Annotated in this window: 15 protein-coding genes and 1 other RNA gene; 7 read left to right on the top strand and 9 right to left on the bottom strand. The window is 39.4% G+C overall.

Annotated features, from left to right (window positions below):
* Window positions 1-50 precede the first annotated feature (50 nt).
* From ssrS to G1O98_RS04785, 3 genes are all read right to left on the bottom strand, one after another.
* Window positions 51-234: non-coding RNA, 6S RNA (ssrS, locus tag G1O98_RS04775), on the bottom strand.
* 60 nt (window positions 235-294) lie between these two features.
* A complete protein-coding gene (locus tag G1O98_RS04780) occupies window positions 295-1,449 on the bottom strand; it encodes a 5-(carboxyamino)imidazole ribonucleotide synthase (protein WP_163927569.1) in 1,155 nt (384 codons plus the stop codon).
* Window positions 1,446-1,937 (bottom strand): pentapeptide repeat-containing protein, encoded by a 492-nt coding sequence (locus G1O98_RS04785; protein WP_163927570.1) that lies wholly within the window; start codon window positions 1,935-1,937, stop codon window positions 1,446-1,448. Before G1O98_RS04785 ends, G1O98_RS04780 begins: the two co-directional genes overlap by 4 nt.
* A gap of 762 nt (window positions 1,938-2,699) precedes the next feature.
* Between G1O98_RS04785 and G1O98_RS04790 the strand changes: the two genes are divergently transcribed.
* From G1O98_RS04790 to G1O98_RS04805, 4 genes are all read left to right on the top strand, one after another.
* Window positions 2,700-3,023: a hypothetical protein gene (locus tag G1O98_RS04790; protein ID WP_012410419.1), complete on the top strand. Its 324-nt coding sequence runs from the start codon at window positions 2,700-2,702 to the stop codon at window positions 3,021-3,023.
* Between the two features lie 557 nt (window positions 3,024-3,580).
* On the top strand, window positions 3,581-5,635 hold the full coding sequence (locus G1O98_RS04795) for an FAD-dependent oxidoreductase (RefSeq protein ID WP_163927524.1): 2,055 nt from the start codon (window positions 3,581-3,583) through the stop codon (window positions 5,633-5,635).
* 108 nt (window positions 5,636-5,743) lie between these two features.
* Window positions 5,744-6,070: an ATP-dependent Clp protease adapter ClpS gene (gene clpS, locus G1O98_RS04800; RefSeq protein ID WP_114081844.1), complete on the top strand. Its 327-nt coding sequence runs from the start codon at window positions 5,744-5,746 to the stop codon at window positions 6,068-6,070.
* A gap of 5 nt (window positions 6,071-6,075) precedes the next feature.
* On the top strand, window positions 6,076-6,399 hold the full coding sequence (locus G1O98_RS04805; protein ID WP_163927525.1) for a DUF2103 domain-containing protein: 324 nt from the start codon (window positions 6,076-6,078) through the stop codon (window positions 6,397-6,399).
* 20 nt (window positions 6,400-6,419) lie between these two features.
* Here the strand turns inward: G1O98_RS04805 and G1O98_RS04810 are convergent, their stop codons facing one another.
* Window positions 6,420-6,740, bottom strand: coding sequence for a hypothetical protein (locus tag G1O98_RS04810; RefSeq protein ID WP_163927526.1), 321 nt, complete (start codon window positions 6,738-6,740; stop codon window positions 6,420-6,422).
* A 225-nt stretch (window positions 6,741-6,965) separates the two neighbouring features.
* Window positions 6,966-7,454: a molybdenum cofactor biosynthesis protein MoaE gene (locus G1O98_RS04815; protein ID WP_163927527.1), complete on the bottom strand. Its 489-nt coding sequence runs from the start codon at window positions 7,452-7,454 to the stop codon at window positions 6,966-6,968.
* Between the two features lie 263 nt (window positions 7,455-7,717).
* Between G1O98_RS04815 and G1O98_RS04820 the strand changes: the two genes are divergently transcribed.
* Complete coding sequence (locus G1O98_RS04820; RefSeq protein WP_163927528.1) at window positions 7,718-7,915, top strand: GAF domain-containing protein; 198 nt, start codon at window positions 7,718-7,720, stop codon at window positions 7,913-7,915.
* Here the strand turns inward: G1O98_RS04820 and G1O98_RS04825 are convergent.
* Together G1O98_RS04825 and G1O98_RS04830 are read right to left on the bottom strand one after the other, a co-directional pair.
* Window positions 7,912-8,340: a KTSC domain-containing protein gene (locus G1O98_RS04825; protein WP_163927529.1), complete on the bottom strand. Its 429-nt coding sequence runs from the start codon at window positions 8,338-8,340 to the stop codon at window positions 7,912-7,914. The genes G1O98_RS04820 and G1O98_RS04825 overlap by 4 nt on opposite strands.
* 286 nt (window positions 8,341-8,626) lie before the next feature.
* Window positions 8,627-10,243: a 2-isopropylmalate synthase gene (locus G1O98_RS04830; protein ID WP_345940525.1), complete on the bottom strand. Its 1,617-nt coding sequence runs from the start codon at window positions 10,241-10,243 to the stop codon at window positions 8,627-8,629.
* Between the two features lie 95 nt (window positions 10,244-10,338).
* Here G1O98_RS04830 and G1O98_RS04835 point away from each other — a divergent pair, with 95 nt between their 5' ends.
* Together G1O98_RS04835 and G1O98_RS04840 are read left to right on the top strand one after the other, a co-directional pair.
* A complete protein-coding gene (locus tag G1O98_RS04835) occupies window positions 10,339-11,016 on the top strand; it encodes a GntR family transcriptional regulator (protein ID WP_163927531.1) in 678 nt (225 codons plus the stop codon).
* 75 nt (window positions 11,017-11,091) lie between these two features.
* Window positions 11,092-11,562: a (2Fe-2S) ferredoxin domain-containing protein gene (locus G1O98_RS04840; RefSeq protein WP_163927532.1), complete on the top strand. Its 471-nt coding sequence runs from the start codon at window positions 11,092-11,094 to the stop codon at window positions 11,560-11,562.
* Window positions 11,563-11,613: 51 nt separating this feature from the next.
* Here G1O98_RS04840 and G1O98_RS04845 read toward each other — a convergent pair whose 3' ends face one another.
* Both G1O98_RS04845 and G1O98_RS04850 read right to left on the bottom strand, forming a co-directional pair.
* Window positions 11,614-12,276 carry a nuclear transport factor 2 family protein gene (locus tag G1O98_RS04845; protein ID WP_163927533.1) on the bottom strand — a complete coding sequence of 221 codons (663 nt, stop codon included), beginning with the start codon at window positions 12,274-12,276 and terminating at the stop codon, window positions 11,614-11,616.
* A gap of 422 nt (window positions 12,277-12,698) precedes the next feature.
* Window positions 12,699-18,122, bottom strand: a complete 5,424-nt coding sequence (locus G1O98_RS04850) for an ATP-binding sensor histidine kinase (RefSeq protein ID WP_163927534.1) — start codon at window positions 18,120-18,122, stop codon at window positions 12,699-12,701.
* Window positions 18,123-18,132: the final 10 nt, after the last annotated feature.

Genomic DNA, 18,132 nt, shown 5'->3' on the forward strand with positions numbered 1-18,132 from the left:
AAATAATTAAAGCTCCCAAATTCTAACTGATTTTGGAAGCTAATAATTTTAAGTTCACCGCGACGCCGTTTTACCTAAGTTTATGACCTGGGTTTATCCAGGTGGGAACCTAAATTCCTCGTTTAAAGTTTCCGGGTACATGCCCGGTATACTGCCACGAGAACAGTTGACTCCCTTGTCATTAAAGGCATAGATCAAAAAACTTGATGGCAGTCACCAACGTCGTAGTGCAACTCACTCATTATAGCTTTTCAAAAGATGTTGTGTGTTCAACATCGAAAGTTTCTGCTTAATTTACCTGGGATACCAGATAGATTCTATAGTGTGGGCGATGGCACTTGCCGATTCTCTATTCTGATTATCCAGCAAAACCGTAACATGTCCCAACTTCCGCCCAGGACGTGATTCTGTCTTCCCATACCAGTGAACGTGCGCCTGGGGAATCTGCGCTATTTGTTGACGCTGGCTTTGGTAGTCGCTGTGAGAATTTTCATACCCCAGCAGGTTGACCATCACAGCACCAGCACACTGCAAAGCTGGATTCCCTAAAGGTAAACCACAAACTGCTCTGAGGTGTTGCTCAAACTGAGAAGTTTCACAAGCATCAATAGAAAAATGCCCAGAATTGTGGGTACGAGGCGCTATTTCATTTACCAGTACTTTGCCATCAGCCTTGAGAAATAGCTCAATTCCAAAGATTCCTACTACTTCTAAGCTATTTAATAGAGTATGTGCGATCGCTTCTATTTCTGCTACTTGATTGGGTGTAATATCAGCAGGCGCAATTACCCGCCGACAGACTTGTTGTTCTTGTTGGGTTTCCACTACTGGGTAAGCTACAATTTCTCCCTCCACAGAACGCGCTGCAATTATTGCTAGTTCTCTTTCAAAAGGGACAAATTCTTCTAACAAGAAAAATGATCCATTTAAAGGTTTTGTTACAGTATCATAACTTAGCTTTTGCTCTAAAGTACCAAAATCTTGAATTATGAAAGTACCCTGACCATCATAACCGTGGCGGCGAGCTTTGAGGACTGCTGGAAAACCTAAATATTCTATTTTTGATTGGAGATGTTCCACCTCGTCAAGGGCGAAAAATTGAGGAACTGGTAAACCCAAATCGCGTAAGTAGCAACGCTGATGATATTTATCTAAAAGTGGAGCTAAAGCTTTTAAGCTGGGACGGAAACAAACGCCTTGCTGTGCTAAAACAGATAAAGCTTGCAAGTTAACAAATTCATTTTCAAAGGTGATGACATCACATTTTTGAGCTAATATTTTCGTAGCACTTGCATCATCAACTGGCGCGAAGAGAGTTTCCTGAGCGATTGACACGGCCGGGTCGTGAACGCTTGGAGTTTGTACTACTAATTCTACTCCTAGCTTCTCTGCTGCATCCGCCATCATCCAGGCAAGTTGTCCACCACCAATTACACCAACACGTTTCATTGACATCCTAGAGATTCACGAGTTTGCACACCTGTTTTGGAATTCACACCACTGGCTTTTTGACACAGTTCTTTGATTTGTGCCCGATCCAAAATTGCATCTGTAAAATCTGCACCGTCTATATTCACATCATTAAAGATGGCACGGAGCAAAAGAGCTTCTTTGAAAACTGCATCACTCAAATCGGCCTTAGTCAAGTTTACCTGATCGACCATTGCATTCGTTAAATCAGCTCCGTGGAGATTTACTTTTGTCATCACTGAAGCACTCATGACTGCTCCCCGCAAATCAGCGTTTGAAAAGTTAGCCAGTTCCATATTGGCGTTAGAAAACTCCGCAGCTTGCAAACTGTCACCAGAAAAATCACGTCTTGACAACTCTGCGTTACTAAATGACAGTGGATGAGTCCAGTCTACTGCCAGTGCGGGGTCAGCCACGCACCAGATAATAATTCCGAGAAGGAACGCCAACCCTTGCCGCCAAAACATATCGAGAGTCAATTTGGTGTCTAATCGCTGCATTTAAGCTTACCGCATTTGAATATTAGCAAGACTGGCTGATTCTAATTGAGACTCGCAGCCTTGCTACTGGATTTGGGGGATGTGTATTTCCCTTGCTTAATATTTTGTAACGCAAAAAGGGCATAAGCTCCTCACCTTGAGCAAAATTATGCCTCCGACTTTGGGTAGAGAAAGGCAATCTAGGAGCGTTCGCACTAAAGCAGGATAATAATTACAAAATAGCGATTGCAATGATTGAGTATAAATTACTTGTCACATCAAGCAAGCTTTAACAAAACATCGAAGGGGGAGCATAATATCACTCTTAATGATGATAAAATTTGAAATCTCTAACTCTCAAGGAATATTTTTGCTAGATAAAAAATATCTACAACAGACGATGCCTAACACTTGTTGATTTGTTCACAATTATTAATTTCTAGATTTGAATTTCAGGATATAAAGGATTTTATTAAGCAGTAATACTCACCAACTTATTTACAATTCTTGACTTACAACTTTCCAAGTAAAGTTTATTGTCTTTTAAATTAAACAGCCGCCATCAACTGCTAATCTTTTAATTAGTGAAAGTAAGGTTTGAGCGCAATTATAAGCGTTCCCAGTGCTTAGCAAAGCTTAAAAATTGGATAATTAGCGTTAATTTTATAGCGATTAGTTAGTTCTTCAGGAATCTCTAAGAGTTTACATTCACCGAGTACACAACTTCTACAAACCGAACTCCCAAACCCGATGATGAATCATTACTCACTTCAATGGATTGAGGCATGGTGCCAAGAAAATGGCTGGACAGATTTATTTGTTGAGCGACGTAACAACTTCTGGGCTTTTCCTCCGGGTGGGGTAATGCCAGAACCAATCCCGGTTAATGTTCTCAGAGGAATTAAAGCTGAGAAGGGATTGACTTTTGAAGAAAGATTGTGGTCGATGTCCGCAGTGATTGGCACAATCATAGCTGTTCTTTTTACCTTTTGGTTTCAGTCGCCGATGCCACTAGTTTTAGCATTCGCTTTTAATGCTGTTACGGTGGCTCAATTTGAACTTGAAGATGCCTAAATTCTTGTTTTGGGCTTTGCGATTAAAAACTGCTCTTGTCTACTTTTAGCAAGAGCAGTTTTTAATTTCAGAAAAATAGATCAAATCAGCACAGTTTCAGCTAAACATTATTAGTTATTCTTAAAAATATTTGTAGGTTGAGTTGAACGTTCGCGTAGCGTACCGTAGGAAAGTGAAACCCTACAAACCCTACAAAATGTTGGGTTTCGTCCCTCAACCCAACCTACATATTTTTATTTTTTGCTCTTAACCGAACCGTATTAGCAGACAAGAGGCAACAGTTAAGGAGCCTCTATGAATTGTACTGAATGTTTTCAGAAATCAAATATGAATCCTATAGTTGTGTATGTCGTTGTGTTAGATATGAGGAAAAAGTACTCAGCAATCAGCACTGTTAACTGAGTTTTAATAACTTCAAGGTACATTGAGCCGACATACTGAGTATTTTAGGTATAAAACTTATATTTAAATATATTTACTATTATAAACTTGTGATGAACATTTCCTGGATGCTACCTTCTACAAGGTGACACAGGATTTGGAGCGGTTTTTTAACCATGAAGCACAGACAAAAAGTAGCTTATAGCTTGACATCGCTGATCGGTTTCAATTTAATATCTACCTTAGTTGCATTTGATCCCGCGATGGCTACGCCAACGTCAAAGGCGATCGCTACATTACCAAGAACCCCAGATAAAAGTGTGAACTGCGAGATTTTAGTTGTGGGTGGTGGACTATCTGGTGTCGCTACAGCTTACGAAGGTTTGCTAGCAGGACGAACGGTTTGCCTCACGGAAATTACTGACTGGCTGGGAGGACAAATTTCTTCTCAAGGGACATCTGCGTTAGATGAACGCCCAACTCAACGGGCTCTCAAATTCTATTCTCGCGGCTACCTAGAATTGCGAAACCGCATTGGGCGCAAATACGGTAAACTTAACCCTGGTGATTGTTGGGTAAGTGACTCCTGCTTTCTTCCCCGCGATGCTCACGCCATTTTGGTCGATATGCTCAAAGACGCCGAAAAGCAGGGAAAAGGGAAGTTGCAATGGTTTCCCAACACGGTAATTAAGGATTTGGAAATTGCTGCTGATGGCAAAATAATTAATAGTGCGATCGCTATCCAACATCAACCACCAAAAGGCGCACCACCTCTCAATACCTTTACTTTATCTCAAAGTATTGAAGATTCTTATAGTTACGAAAACTCTTCTCGATTTACTAAAACTATTCTCCGTTTTCTCCCCAAGGAAGCGAAAGGGGATGCTCCGAAATGGTACGTCGTCGATGCCAGCGAAACTGGAGAAATTATTGCCCTTGCTGATGTTCCCTATCGATTAGGTATTGATGCCCGTTCTTACCTAGAACCCTCTTCTTCCAGCACAAATAACGATCCTTATTGTCCCCAAGGATTTACCTACACCTTTGCAATGGAGGCAACTAAGGAACCGCAACCGCAGACGATGCCCCCCTTCTATTTACAATATGCGCCATATTTTAGCTATGAATTAACCCGACTGGCTAACTTTGATTTAGTTTTCACTTATCGTCGCATTTGGAGTCCAAACAAAGGGAAACCAGCAAAATTTGGAGGTGTAAGTTTTACTGCTGCGACACCAGGGGATATCTCTATGCAAAACTGGACTTGGGGTAACGACTACCGCCCCGGAACAGCCAAGGATAACCTAGTTTACAGTCGCCAACAGTTACAAGGAACTGGGCAGTTACAACCAGGAGGCTGGATGGGAGGACTGCGGACAGAAACCCTCCGCAAAGCTGAGGAAAATGCCCTCTCATTTTATTATTGGTTAGTAGCTGGGACTACAGATTCCCAACTGGGGGAGGGTGTAAAGCAGCAGCAAACCAATAACCGCTTTGTTTCTGGGTTAAATTCCCCGATGGGAACAGTGCATGGCTTATCGAAATATCCCTATATGCGCGAAGGACGGCGCATCATTGGCCGCCCCAGTTGGGGACAACCTGGTGGCTTTGGTATTTGGGAAATTGATATTTCTCGCCGAGATTACAATGATCAGTATTACTCCAAGACTCTGCCAGAAGATATGTATCGGAGGCTACGAGCAGCAGTTGCAGGTTTGGAAGCAATATCAGTAATTGATGGTAAAGTCCCACCAGACAAAGCAATGCGACGGACTCGTTCTACCATCTTCCCCGATGCTGTGGGTATTGGTCACTATGCTATAGATTTCCATCCTTGTATGGTGAATAGTCCTCCAGAAGCCCCTGGTAACACAGAACGTCCAGGTGAAAGGCGTGGTGCGGGCCTTGCTTATCCCTTCCAAATTGCTCTGAGAGCTATGATTCCCCAGAAAATTGATAATTTGCTCGTAGGAGGCAAAAGCATTGCTACTAGTCATATTGCTGCTGCTGCCTATCGAGTTCATTCTTTTGAATGGTCGTCTGGCGCAGCTGCGGGAACTGTTGCTAGCTTTGCGATCAAAAATGCGATCGCACCCTACCAACTAGTCGATAACTTGCCCAAACAAGAGCCACAACTCGAAGCTCTCAAACGGCTTTTACAACAAAATGGCAACCCCACCGCTTTCCCTGATACATCCATTTTTAACGAAAACTGGGATAATTGGCGGTAGATAGTCATTGGTCATTTGTCATTGGTCATTTGTTAAAACAAAGGACAAATGACAATGTACTAAACTAGTTACTTGTAGTTTTGTAAAATCTTATTGACCAATTGTTATATGGTTACGAACCTTTCAGCAGATGTTTACGGGATGACCACAGCACCAACTATAACTCCTGAACGGTCTAGTCAAGTTACCCGTAAGACTTATCCAAATTACAAAGTGATTGTATTAAATGATGATTTTAATACATTCCAGCATGTGGCTGAATGTTTGATGAAATATATTCCGGGAATGAGTGGCGATCGCGCGTGGGATCTGACTAATCAGGTACACTATGAAGGTCAAGCGATCGTTTGGGTCGGCCCTCAAGAACCTGCGGAACTTTATCACCAGCAGCTGCGCCGAGCAGGTTTGACAATGGCACCTCTAGAAGCAGCTTAATTATTATGGGCAAACCCACCGCAGATTCGCTCCGGGCGGCTTCACAAAAAGCTGCCAGACTAGTTTGGAATCACTCGACACACCTTTCTGGTCTTATCCCAATTTTAGAACGTCTTTGTCAGCAGGATGGCATCCAAACGGTAACGCCGGGAGTGATTGGGCGGGCAAGAGGTCATTGTCCAAAAATGCAACTGCGTGTCTCAGTACCAATTCGCGGTGGCTATAAAGTAATTGCACGGCAGGGGAAGACGGTACAAGAAGTGTTTATTTTAACTCCTTTGGCGCAGTCAGAACTGGAAACGGCATTAGCGATCGCAATGAAATCTTGATCGTTCCCCAGTCCCAATGTCTATTCTTCAACACGGTGGACTGCAAATTTGTGTAGTGGCAGACTAACAATACACGAAAAAGTTAAGAAATATGACAGAGCGGTAGTTATTTTCAAAGTCATAACTACAGATCCCCATTCGGGTAAAATTATTTTTTCTATGCCAAAAGCTACACAGTAAACTAGCCAGTAAGTAAAGCTCATTCTAAACAGAATCACTTCTGTTTCTTCCACGTCACTTTTTTGTTGCTTACTGTCCAACAGTAATACCAGTCCAACAATGCAAGCTACAAAGGAAACAGCAACTACAAATTCGTGACAAAATATATTTAACGAATGCATTTGTGTTTATTCCCACATTTTTCAGTTAAAGATCAGTCTAAAGGAATATTCCTTGGGGAAATACAAATTATTTACAAACCTCAATAGAGGAATGTAGTTTTTGTAAACAAATGCAACAAAAATTGTTGTTTTGCGAATATAAACACTGATGTAAAACTATAGACTGTAGAGGCAATTCATGAATTGCCCCTACGTGAATAAAGCGCAGCCTTACATAGAATTGGTCTAAGAACAATTTTCTGCTAACTGTTCGCAAGCACCGATACTTACCCAGCAACTAGAACCATCTTCCCAATGTTCTTTCTTCCATATAGGTGCATTGTGTTTGAGGGTATCAATAGCATACTGGCAAGCTTCAAATGCCTCACTCCGGTGAGGACAACCCACTGCTACTAAAACGCTGATTTCTCCAACTTGCAAACGTCCAGTGCGATGATGAATCACTACCCGATTTACATCAGACGTAGATAAGCGAATATCAGCAGCAATTTGATAAAATATCCGCAATGCCATAGGTTCATAAGCTTGATACTCTAGAGCAATTACAGGTTTACCATCAGTTTGATTGCGAACTACGCCACTCATCAGAACCACAGCACCGTTGGCTGGATCGTCAGACTTGGCATAGATTTCTTCAAGAGACAATGGTGCAAAGCTAATGGCAAAACTATCTTCGGCTTTTGGTTTAACAGCAGAAACAAGTGTAGTCGTCATAACTGCGTTTGATTATGTGGGCTTTCTCTATTGTCTCTGAAGAAAATACCACTGGTGTATGATCTTGTTAATGCTTTGGGTAACAACAAGAATTTTTTAGCTAAGTAATTTTATTTATCCAAAATTATCAGGGTATAAATCTTCCAATATTTACTGAAATTTACCAAAACTATGACTCATCCCTCTTAAGGGATATTAGTATAATTAAAGCCATCAAGTTAGATGCTTGCTTAGTTATTTAAACAGGATTCGGGGCGATTTGTATGGAAAGTGGCGAAGTTTTAATTATTCCCGAAACCTTAACTAATGAAAGATTTGCTACGAATCCTATAGTCATTGGTGCTGGACTTGTTGTGAGATTTTATGCAGGCGTACCTTTGCTAACACCAGGAGGAGAAGCGATAGGGGCTCTGTGTATGCTGGATCGCGTAACAATTGAAAACCCTACACGCAGTTATTAGTCAATAGTATAATCTGCATTATCTAGACGATCGCAGTCATATCTGCCTTTAATCTCTTGATTGAAAAAGCTGCCAACTGAATCAGAGGCGTGTAAATCTTCCCAGGTATCCTCGTCTACGCCTAAGTACTGGTAAACAGATCCACTTTGAAACTCAACTTGCAAAATTTGTTCGTCGCGATCGTATCCTACAGCGATCGCCATTGATGAGCTAACTGGTAGCATAGCTATTGGTTCTTCTTCAAAGGGTAATGCAGGCGTTTGGGCGATTGCCTCGTTCAGTTCTTGCAATCCTTCATAAGCTTGTATCGGTGCCGGAATTTCCAAAAACTCTAGTTCGTCACCTCGATCTAGCAACAACTGCAAATATCCATCAGAGTGAGCGATCGCTACTAAACCGCTCAAGTCTACCTTAGATAGCCTCATTAATTTTGCTCTCCTGTTGGCGCAATCGGGAGTGTTAAAGTTTTATGCAACAATTAAGTGCTTTAATGGTACAAACATACTATTAAAGCTTTTTGATGTCAAGTTTTTTGCCAAGGAAGAATTTAGTGGGGGCGCAAAGCCTTCAGCGATATGGAAATACTCACGATTAGGCTAGGGCAAATGGGCGTGTTTGAGTCACCTTAGTGGTGCAACCAAAACCCTTGTAGAGACGTAAAATTTTACGTCTCTACATGATTCATACATGTATTCAGCAACGCATCTGAATCTACCCAGACACAACAGCAGAGTTTATTTCATGGAAATGGGATCTCTCTGTTTGCAAATAACGATAAAGACGATTTAGGGCGTTGATATGAGCGTAAGCTGCGGCTACCACGATATCTGTATCAGATGCTTGTCCAGAGAATATCCGCTCTTGATGTTTCAAGCGAACTGTCACAGTTCCTAGTGCATCAATTCCTCCAGTCACAGATTGGACGGAAAACTCAATCAGTTGATTGGGAATCTGCACCAATCGATTAATTACTTGATACACCGCATCCACTGGGCCAGTGCCGACACTCGCATCTGTGAGGATTTTGCCATCGGGGGTAACAATTGTAATAGTTGCAGTTGGACAAGTGCAGTCACCACAAATTACCTGAACATGTTCGATTTGGAAGCCACTTTCTACTTGAATCTGCGTTTCATCTCGAACGATCGCTTCTAAATCCCAATCTGAGACTTCTTTTTTCTTATCAGCGACTTCTTTGAACCGATTAAAGGCTTTATTCAAATCCGCTTCGTTCAATTCAAAACCCAATTCTTTGAGCCTGGTACGAAAAGCATTCCTTCCAGAGTGCTTGCCCAAAACAATGCGATTTTCTGGCAAACCGATTGCAGCAGCTTCCATAATTTCATAAGTTTCGCGGTGCTTGATAATCCCATCTTGGTGAATACCAGACTCATGGGCGAAAGCGTTTGCTCCCACGATCGCTTTATTGGGCTGAATCAACATCCCAGTTAATTGGGAAACTAAGGATGAGGTTTTATAAATCTCCTGAGTCTTAATATTAGTCAGGGGTGTATCGGCATCAACCGGACGACCAAAGTAAGGGTTGAAAAATGGTTTGCGAACCTGCAACGCCATCACAATCTCTTCCAATGCTGCATTGCCTGCTCGTTCCCCAATGCCATTAATGGTACACTCCACCTGACGCACACCATATTCAATAGCTGCCAAAGCGTTAGCTGTCGCCAAACCTAAATCATTTTGAGTGTGAATGGAAAGAATTACCCCATCAATATTAGGAACATGGTCTCGAATTCCTTGAATCAGATTTCCGATTTCCTTGGGTGTACAGTAACCAACGGTATCAGGAATATTGATTGTAGTTGCACCTGCTGCGATCGCCGCCTCCAAAACTTGATACAGAAACTCTGGCTCAGTGCGGCTAGCATCCATTGGTGAAAATTCTACATCGTCTACAAACGACTTGGTGTATGCAATCATTTCTGATGCGATCGCTAATACTTCGCTGCGAGACTTTTTCAATTGATATTTCAGGTGAATATCAGAGGTAGAAATCATCGTGTGGATTCTCGGACGCTCTGCTCCCTTCAAGGCTTCGGCGGCTGCGTGAATATCCTGGCGAATGGCTCTAGCTAAACTGCAAATGATTGGCCCACCGGGTATTCCAACTTGTTCAGCAATGGTTTTGACAGCTTGAAAATCTCCAGGACTAGCAACGGCAAAACCTGCTTCAATCACATCGACACCAAGGAGAGCTAGTTGATGAGCGATCGCCAGCTTTTCTTCTACATTGAGGGTTGCGCCCGGTGACTGTTCGCCATCCCGTAGCGTGGTGTCGAAGATGATAACTCGGTCTGGTTGAGATGCGATGCTCATAAATGTCTCCCGTGGTATTGAAGGGATGTTTAAAAAACTTACTTTGGATATTGTATACAATTTTTTGTATTTTGTATACAATATTCAACATGAACTTAAATGACTTAGCAGCCAATGTGCTGCAACAACGCAGTACCCCAGATTTAATTGCCGATGCTTTGCGGGAAGCGATTCTGCGCGGCATTTTTCAAGAAGGACAATCTCTGAGACAGGATGAAATCGCCACTCAGTTTGGAGTTAGTCGTATTCCCGTGCGTGAAGCGCTCAAGCAGCTAGAAGCAGAAGGATTGGTGACACTGCATCTAAATCGTGGTGCGATCGTATCGGTGTTGACAGCACAAGAGGCGCAAGAAATCTGTGAAATTCGCAGCGCTTTAGAAGTGAAAGCGATGCAATTGGCAATACCCAAGTTCAAAGAAACAGATATAGAAAAAGCTGCTGTGATTCTAGAAGCGACAGACCAAGCAACTGATGCAGGTATGTTGGCAAAACTCAACTGGGAATTCCATGCGACGCTGTACGCCACTGCTGAACGTCCCAGGTTGTTGGGGATGATTAAGACTTTACACATTAATTGCGATCGCTATGTTCGCGTACAATTAGCGCAGATGGATTACCAAGAGCGATCGCAAAAAGAACACTATCAACTCTTAGATGCTTGTCAAAAGCAAGATACAAAAGCTGCTGTCAGGTTACTGAAACGACACATCGACACCGCAGGAGAACAGCTAATTGCATACTTGCTGCAAATTGGTCAGAAACGCTGATTATTAAACGATCTACCAGAACAGATTAAACGGTAAGTTTACACTATCCTATCAGAGAAATAGGTAGGATCGTCCATGAAAAAATTTATCAAGCGTATTAAAAGATTGCTCCAACGTATCTTTAAAAGTTTTGCATCTACTTCTCAGCAGACATCGCCCTTAATAAATTCTCGTCCGTTAGACACTTCTATTTCTATTCCGAGCGTTTCTCCCCGATGGGAATCTGGTTTAGTGCTTGTGTGTTCGCAATGTGCAAACGAGCGATCAAATAGTTTTCATCCAGCTAGCAGAAGCTCAACGGCTTCCGAAGACTTAGAGAATTGGTTAAAATCTCGTTTAAAAATTGAGGGATTATGGGGTGAATTTCGGGTGGTTAGCACCAGTTGTTTAGGAGTTTGCCCAAAAGCTGGTATTACTGTCGTTATTGTAAGTAATGGAAGTGGTGGTAATAGTCCATGTTTAATTGTAAATCCTCGGAGCGATGTCTACGACGGGCTACGCCTACGCGAACTTCTTTACTCATACATTAAACAGAATAAAAAGTAAAAAGTACTCTGTACTTTTTACTTTTTATTTTTGCCTGATCGCTGTGAAAGATTATTTATTGAAACCAGACATTTTTGGTCTTACAAAGTGAGCTGAGGAATTACTGCTTCGGGCATTAGCATTTGAGGAATCAACTGTCGGTGAACTAAGATTCAAGAAATCGATGAGTTTGAGAGTACGTTTACGAATTTTCCAGCGCCCATTTATGTTGACAACTTGATCTTCATAGGTGCCATTGGCAACATCAATGCTAGTTTCCGAACGCTTGTGAGTCGCATGTAGATAAGAGGTCATCATTGCTTTATTATTCTCAATTGAAATGTTGATCGTACCCATCAAATGTTGGGTAGCTGTATAACCATTTCCTTGGAATACTGAATAGACAAAATCTGCCCAAGCATCTGTCCCATAATTTGTTTGAGTTGTCCCATCAGGAAAAATAGCAGTCAGGACTGAATCTTGAGTAAAACAATCCCGATAAATATTTTTTCCCTCAAGGAGATTTCCTCTACCAATGGCATCAGTTCCCAGTGCGTAACAGGATGTTAGTTTTTGAATTTCTAATTCTGCGTTAGGTTGAGTTGCACTTGCTAATTCAAACCTACCTCCAATAAACAGCACAAGAATAACTGCAAGGACAATCAATGTAATCTGATTGAACAAAAACGAGATGGCCTTTGGAACTATTCGCCCACCTTCTCTTCTTCTTTCCACAATATAACCACCTTAATTTTTACAATTTTCGCATCTTATAACTTCTTCTCAACTCAATTTACGACTGATATTTTAGCTGATAAAAACTAGACTAAAGTTCTTGTATATTTAGTTAGAGTTTATTTTTATATCAGTTAGTAAATGAGAAAGATAGTACAAGATTTGATGTATACAATTAGTTATTATGATAGCAGGCATTACGTAAAGTTTTAAGTGCCAAATTAGACCAATTTTATATTGATTTGGTTAAGTAATGATGTTACCAGTTGCATAGTTTTTAACAGCAAAATAATCTTTACTTTAGCAAGCTTTAAAAATAGGATGTAATGAATTATTCCTGACAAACAAAATACCCGAATTATCAAATAATTCGAGTATCAGTTGCTATAGCTTTGCTAATCTATCTCTATCATGAGAGATTATTATCCCAGAACGGGAATAGAAACTATAAATCCTGTTCCTTGTCCCAAAACTGATTCACAAATCAAACTTCCACCATGATTTTCTATTATAATTTGGCGACTAATAGATAATCCTAATCCTGTACCTTTTCCTACGCATTTGGTTGTAAATAGATTTTCAAAGATACAAGCTTTAACTTCTTCTGACATTCCTTTAGCGTTATCTTGAATCTTAATTATCAGATTATTATTCTCTTCTATCTTAGTTAAAATAGTAATAATATTTGGATAGCTTTCTTGAACTTCCATAAAACTACGGCCGATATTTGCTTCTTCTAAAGCATCAATTGCATTTGCAATAATATTCATAAATACCTGATTCAATTGTCCTAAATAACATTTCACTAATGGAATATTTCCATACTCCTTAATGACTTGAATCGCTGGACGGTTATGATCGGCTTTCAAACGATGCTGTAAAATCAACAAAGTACTATCAATACCTTCGTGGATATTAGCTAATACTTTAGAGGTAGTATCAGCGCGTGAAAAAGTACGGAGAGAAGTACTAATATTGCGAATGCGCTGTGTTCCTACCGTCATACCATCAATCATTTTGGGTAAATCTTCTAGTAGAAAATTTATATCTATTTCTTCGGCTTTTTCTTCAATCTCAGCACCAGGATTCGGGAACTTTTCTCGGTATAGTTGCAGATAGCCTATTAAATCATTAACAGTATCTTTTGCTTGGGCAATACTACCTGTAATAAACCCAACTGGATTGTTGATTTCATGTGCTACACCTGCAACCAAATTTCCCAAAGAAGACATTTTTTCACTTTGAATAAGTTGTAGTTGTGCCTCTTGTAAATCTTTGATTGACTGTTCTAATTCTCTAGATTTGTCTTGTTCTCTTGTGTACAAACGGGCATTTTGTATGGCAATAGCCATTTGAGAAACCAAGACTTTTAATATTTCTATTCTTTCTGGAACAAAAGCACCTGATGACAAGTGATTTTCTAAATAAATAATCCCTGTAAGCTGTGATTGGTAAATTATTGGCAAGCAAAAAATTGATTTTATTTTATATTTCTGAATATAAATATCAAGGTTAAACGGTTCTGTAGTTATTGCATCATTCAACACAAGATATTGCTGAGTGCGAAAAACGTAATTAATCACAGAGAGCGGTAAATCCTGATAGTTTTCAACAGTAATAGAGGGTAAAACTGTCACTACATTGACGGTAGCATTTCCAGAAGCTTCGATATATAGTTGATTATCTTTAAGTAGGAGTAGTACTGCTTTTTGTGCGGCAGCATTTTCTAATAAAATTTTGATTAGCTTGCTCAACAAATTCTCTAAAACAATTTCATTGGTAATCGCTTGCGAAAACTTGATGAATGTATTAAAGTCTAAAAAATCGCTTAAGCTACTACTATTAGTAGTTGTGGTAGTGGTGAGGTGAATTGTATCTATTTTGGAAGTAGTAGTTTCTACAGTAGTAGTTTGTCCTACTAGAAAAGTATATTTTGATTCCAAGTATTTAACTTTAGCGATCGCACCCCAACGAATACAAGCATAATAAGCTTTAGTTATATAGATTTGATGAATTAACTCTTTACCTAGAGATTGATAAAATTTTCCTGCTAACTCATAAGCTAAAGCTTCTTCTTGGAGAAAACTATTCTCTTGAGATTTGGCAATAGAATTTTCATAGTAGTCCATTGCTTCCAGCTTTTGGCCTAAAATCCGACACCGTTCTGCCTCCACGAGATAAAATCTATGTAAGTGATTCGTCGGAGCATGAGTAGCCCAGAGTTCCATTTTTTGCTGATTAGCTTGGACTTTTTCTAGAATAGCTTGCCTCTCCGACTCTTTAGCAGTATGATATATAGCCAAGTGTGCTAAAGAATCGTAGAAATAGAACAGTGGAACAACAAATAATCCTGTAACACCACCTAAAGATTTTTCTGCGATCGCAGCATTTTCTACAGCTTTAAAATACTCTCCAAATATGTAAGCGAGCATTAGTTTATTGACAAATAAATGATTAATTGTGTAAAGATCATTTACTTGCTGATGAATTGGCAGCATACTTTGCTCATCGTAGGCTTCTCCAATTAAACAATCTACATTTTCGTAATTTCCTTTCAAATTCAAAACTGTTTGTAGATATACTAAATTCCAAGTTAAAGCTACTTGCTGATTGATTTTTTTCAGCGATTCACAGTAAGCTATTAATTCCTTTTCTAAAACCCAAAGTTCCTTACCCAACCAAAAGGAATGATAAGGATAAATGTAACCACAATAACCAGCATATTCTAAATCTCCGGTTTCTAGACCACTAGCATATCCAGACATTGATGATGTTAATGTCTCCCTAATATGCTCTTTCCAGTGCATAACATGAGCGCTAACAACCGTTAGAATCTTAGCTTTGAGTTCTTCAGCATTAAATTGTGACACCAAACTAGAAGCTAATTTCCCAAATTCATAACCAGAATTAATTTCTCCTTGAACTCCACAAAGAAGTAAGCCATAAAGACTATAACCATACCCGGATACAGCCGTATTCCCATAGTTTAAGGACAAATTGACCATTTTACAGACAATAATTGGCATCATTACAGGAGCAGTTTGAAAAGCCGCAGGGAGAACCCCCATTAAGATTTTCATGGCTGCAATCTTGTTCGGATCAGACATTAATGGTAAGTTAATCAAATCTGCAATGGCTTTCCCTTTCAAAGAAACAGCAATATCATCCATCCCCTGCTGAATATCAGTTGATGTCGGTTCATCTGGAAAACTTATTCCTAACAATTTTAGAATTGATACTGCTATCTGAATGGCTTCCAGTTGTTTGCTTTGAATGATAGAAGCGATAATCTGTACTTCATAGACTTTCACTTTATCTAGAAGGATTTTGGCTTCTTGCTGAACCACCTCAGCCCATTGCTGCATCTGCTCAAAATTACCGCCCAGATAGGCTGCTTCTGCGGCTCCTTCATATAAACATAAAGTTAAGGTATATTCAGTTTGCCAAGAGTCTCTACTTAAAAGTTCTATCCCATTTGTGAAGTACTTAAGTGCAGCGTCATAAGCTGTAGAAGCTTTAGCTTTTCGCCCTGCAATTAAGTTTAATCGTGCCAATTCGGTTTTATCAGATTGTTCTATTAGGTTAAGAATACCTACATTCAACTGATTAACTATATCAAAAATATTAGCTTCTATTTCCTCCTTTGGGATATTTTGTAGAAGCAATTGTCCAATTTTTGAGTGAGTAGATTTCTTGAGTTCTTCTGGAATCAGCGAATATGCTGCTTGTTGTACTCTATCATGCAAGAACTTGTAACCCACTTGTGAAGTGTCGAAATTTAAATTAACCGCTTCTTCTTGATTAAAAACTAAAGGAATACGGTAAGCTTCACTTAAAGGTAGAATTAATCCCGCTTGCAAAGCTGAGTGTAAATCATTAGCTGTCAAAGAAGCTGATTTTTCATTAACTATCGATAAAACATCAAGACTAAATCTGTCACCTACACAAGCTGCTAATTTTAAAACATCTTGGGTAGATTTTGGTAGCTTCTCAACTCGACTTGCAACTAACTCAACTACATTTTTGTCGGTAATTCCAATTGCTTGAATATCTTTTAAACTCCATTGCCATTGAGCCTTAATAAAGTCAAACTTCAAAAGTTTTTCTTGATGAAGTGCCTGAATAAGTTGTGTGAGAAAAAATGGATTTCCACCTGTTTTATTAGAAATTAATTCAGCTAGTTGGATAATTCTATCGCTAAAAGTGCTGTATTCAGAATCAGGGTTAATATCTGCTTCTTGTAAAGTTTCTGCAACTAGTTGAGTCACATTATCTAAATTTAAAGGTTGCAACACAATATTATTAACAACTGTGCCAGCATCCTTAATCTCTTCTATTTTTTGAATTAAAGGATGTGCTGCATTAACTTCATTATCCCTATATGCACCAATGAACAATAGATGTTTGCTGTCGCTATCAGTTACAAGTAGTTGGATTAAATTCAATGTGGCTGAGTCTGCCCATTGCAAATCATCTAAAAATATGACTAAGGGATGTTCTTTTTGGGTAAAAACTTGGATAAATTCTTTAAAAACTCGATTGAAGCGGTTTTGTGATTCTGTTGCACCAATTTTGGCAACGTCTGGCTGTGTACCAATAATTAATTCTACTTCTGGAATTACGTCAGTAATGACTTTACCATTTGTTCCTAAAGCTGATAATATTTTTTCACGCCAGGTTTCTATTTTTTCATTATTCTCTGTCAGTAAATACCGCATTAAATAAGCAAAAGCTTGAATTAAAGAAGCATAAGGTATATTTCGTTTTAATTGGTCAAATTTACCAGAAATAAAGTAACCTTGTCTGCGAGTAATGGGTTTATTAACTTCGTTAACTAAAACTGATTTACCAATACCTGAATAACCAGAAACTAGCATCATCTCACTAGTTCCAGATGTAACGCGTTCAAATGCAGCTAACAGTTCATTAACTTGGCTTTCACGACCATATAATTTTTGAGGAATTAATAACTGGCTTAAGACATCTAAACGACCTGGAAAAAAATCAGTAATTATACCTTTAGATTTTAACTGATTAAGACATAACTCTAAGTCTGCTAATAATCCTGTAGCACTTTGATATCTGTCTTCAGCATTTTTCGCCATCAACTTCAGCATAATTTCTGAGATGGCGTTAGGAATTGTTGGATTTAATAACTGTGGATTTATCGGTTGAACAGCAATATGGCTATAAACTAGTTCTAAGGGGTCTTGACTAAAAAATGGTGTTTTCTCGGTGAGCATTTCATATAAAGTCACGCCGAGAGAATAAAAGTCAGTGCGATAATCAAGAATACGATTCATTCTCCCCGTTTGTTCAGGAGACATGTAGGCAAGTGTGCCTTCAACGCAGTTAGGGTTATTAAATTGAGGATTTTCCTTATTGAGGCGAGAGGCTATACCAAAGTCAGTAAGTTTAACAATACCTGTCTGGGAGTTAACAATTATGTTGCTAGGCTTGATATCTTTATGAATAATCTGATGTTTATGTAAATAATCTAGAGCTTTAGTCAGTTGAATAGCAATATTTAAATGGTTAATTAAGTCAAGTTTTTCTGTCTGAATAATTTGCGCTAAAGATTGACCACCAAAGTCTTCTAACAACAGTCCAACACGATTATCAAAGGTTTCTAGACTAATAGATTTCACTATGTTGGGATGGTCTAAACCTTGCTGAATTTGATACTCATTTTTCAGGCGAGTAAAGGCTTCAAGAGTAGGATATTCATTTTTAAGCAACTTGAGGATAACTCGCTGTTGCGTTTTTGGCATTTGTGTTTGATAAATAATTGTTTGGATTCCTTCGTGGAGAGTTGAGTTGATTGGGTATCCAGTACGATTTGGCATTGATTTTTGC

Origin of the sequence: Nostoc sp. UIC 10630, from assembly GCF_010747425.1 — a bacterium.
In the GTDB taxonomy this organism is placed as follows: domain Bacteria; phylum Cyanobacteriota; class Cyanobacteriia; order Cyanobacteriales; family Nostocaceae; genus Nostoc.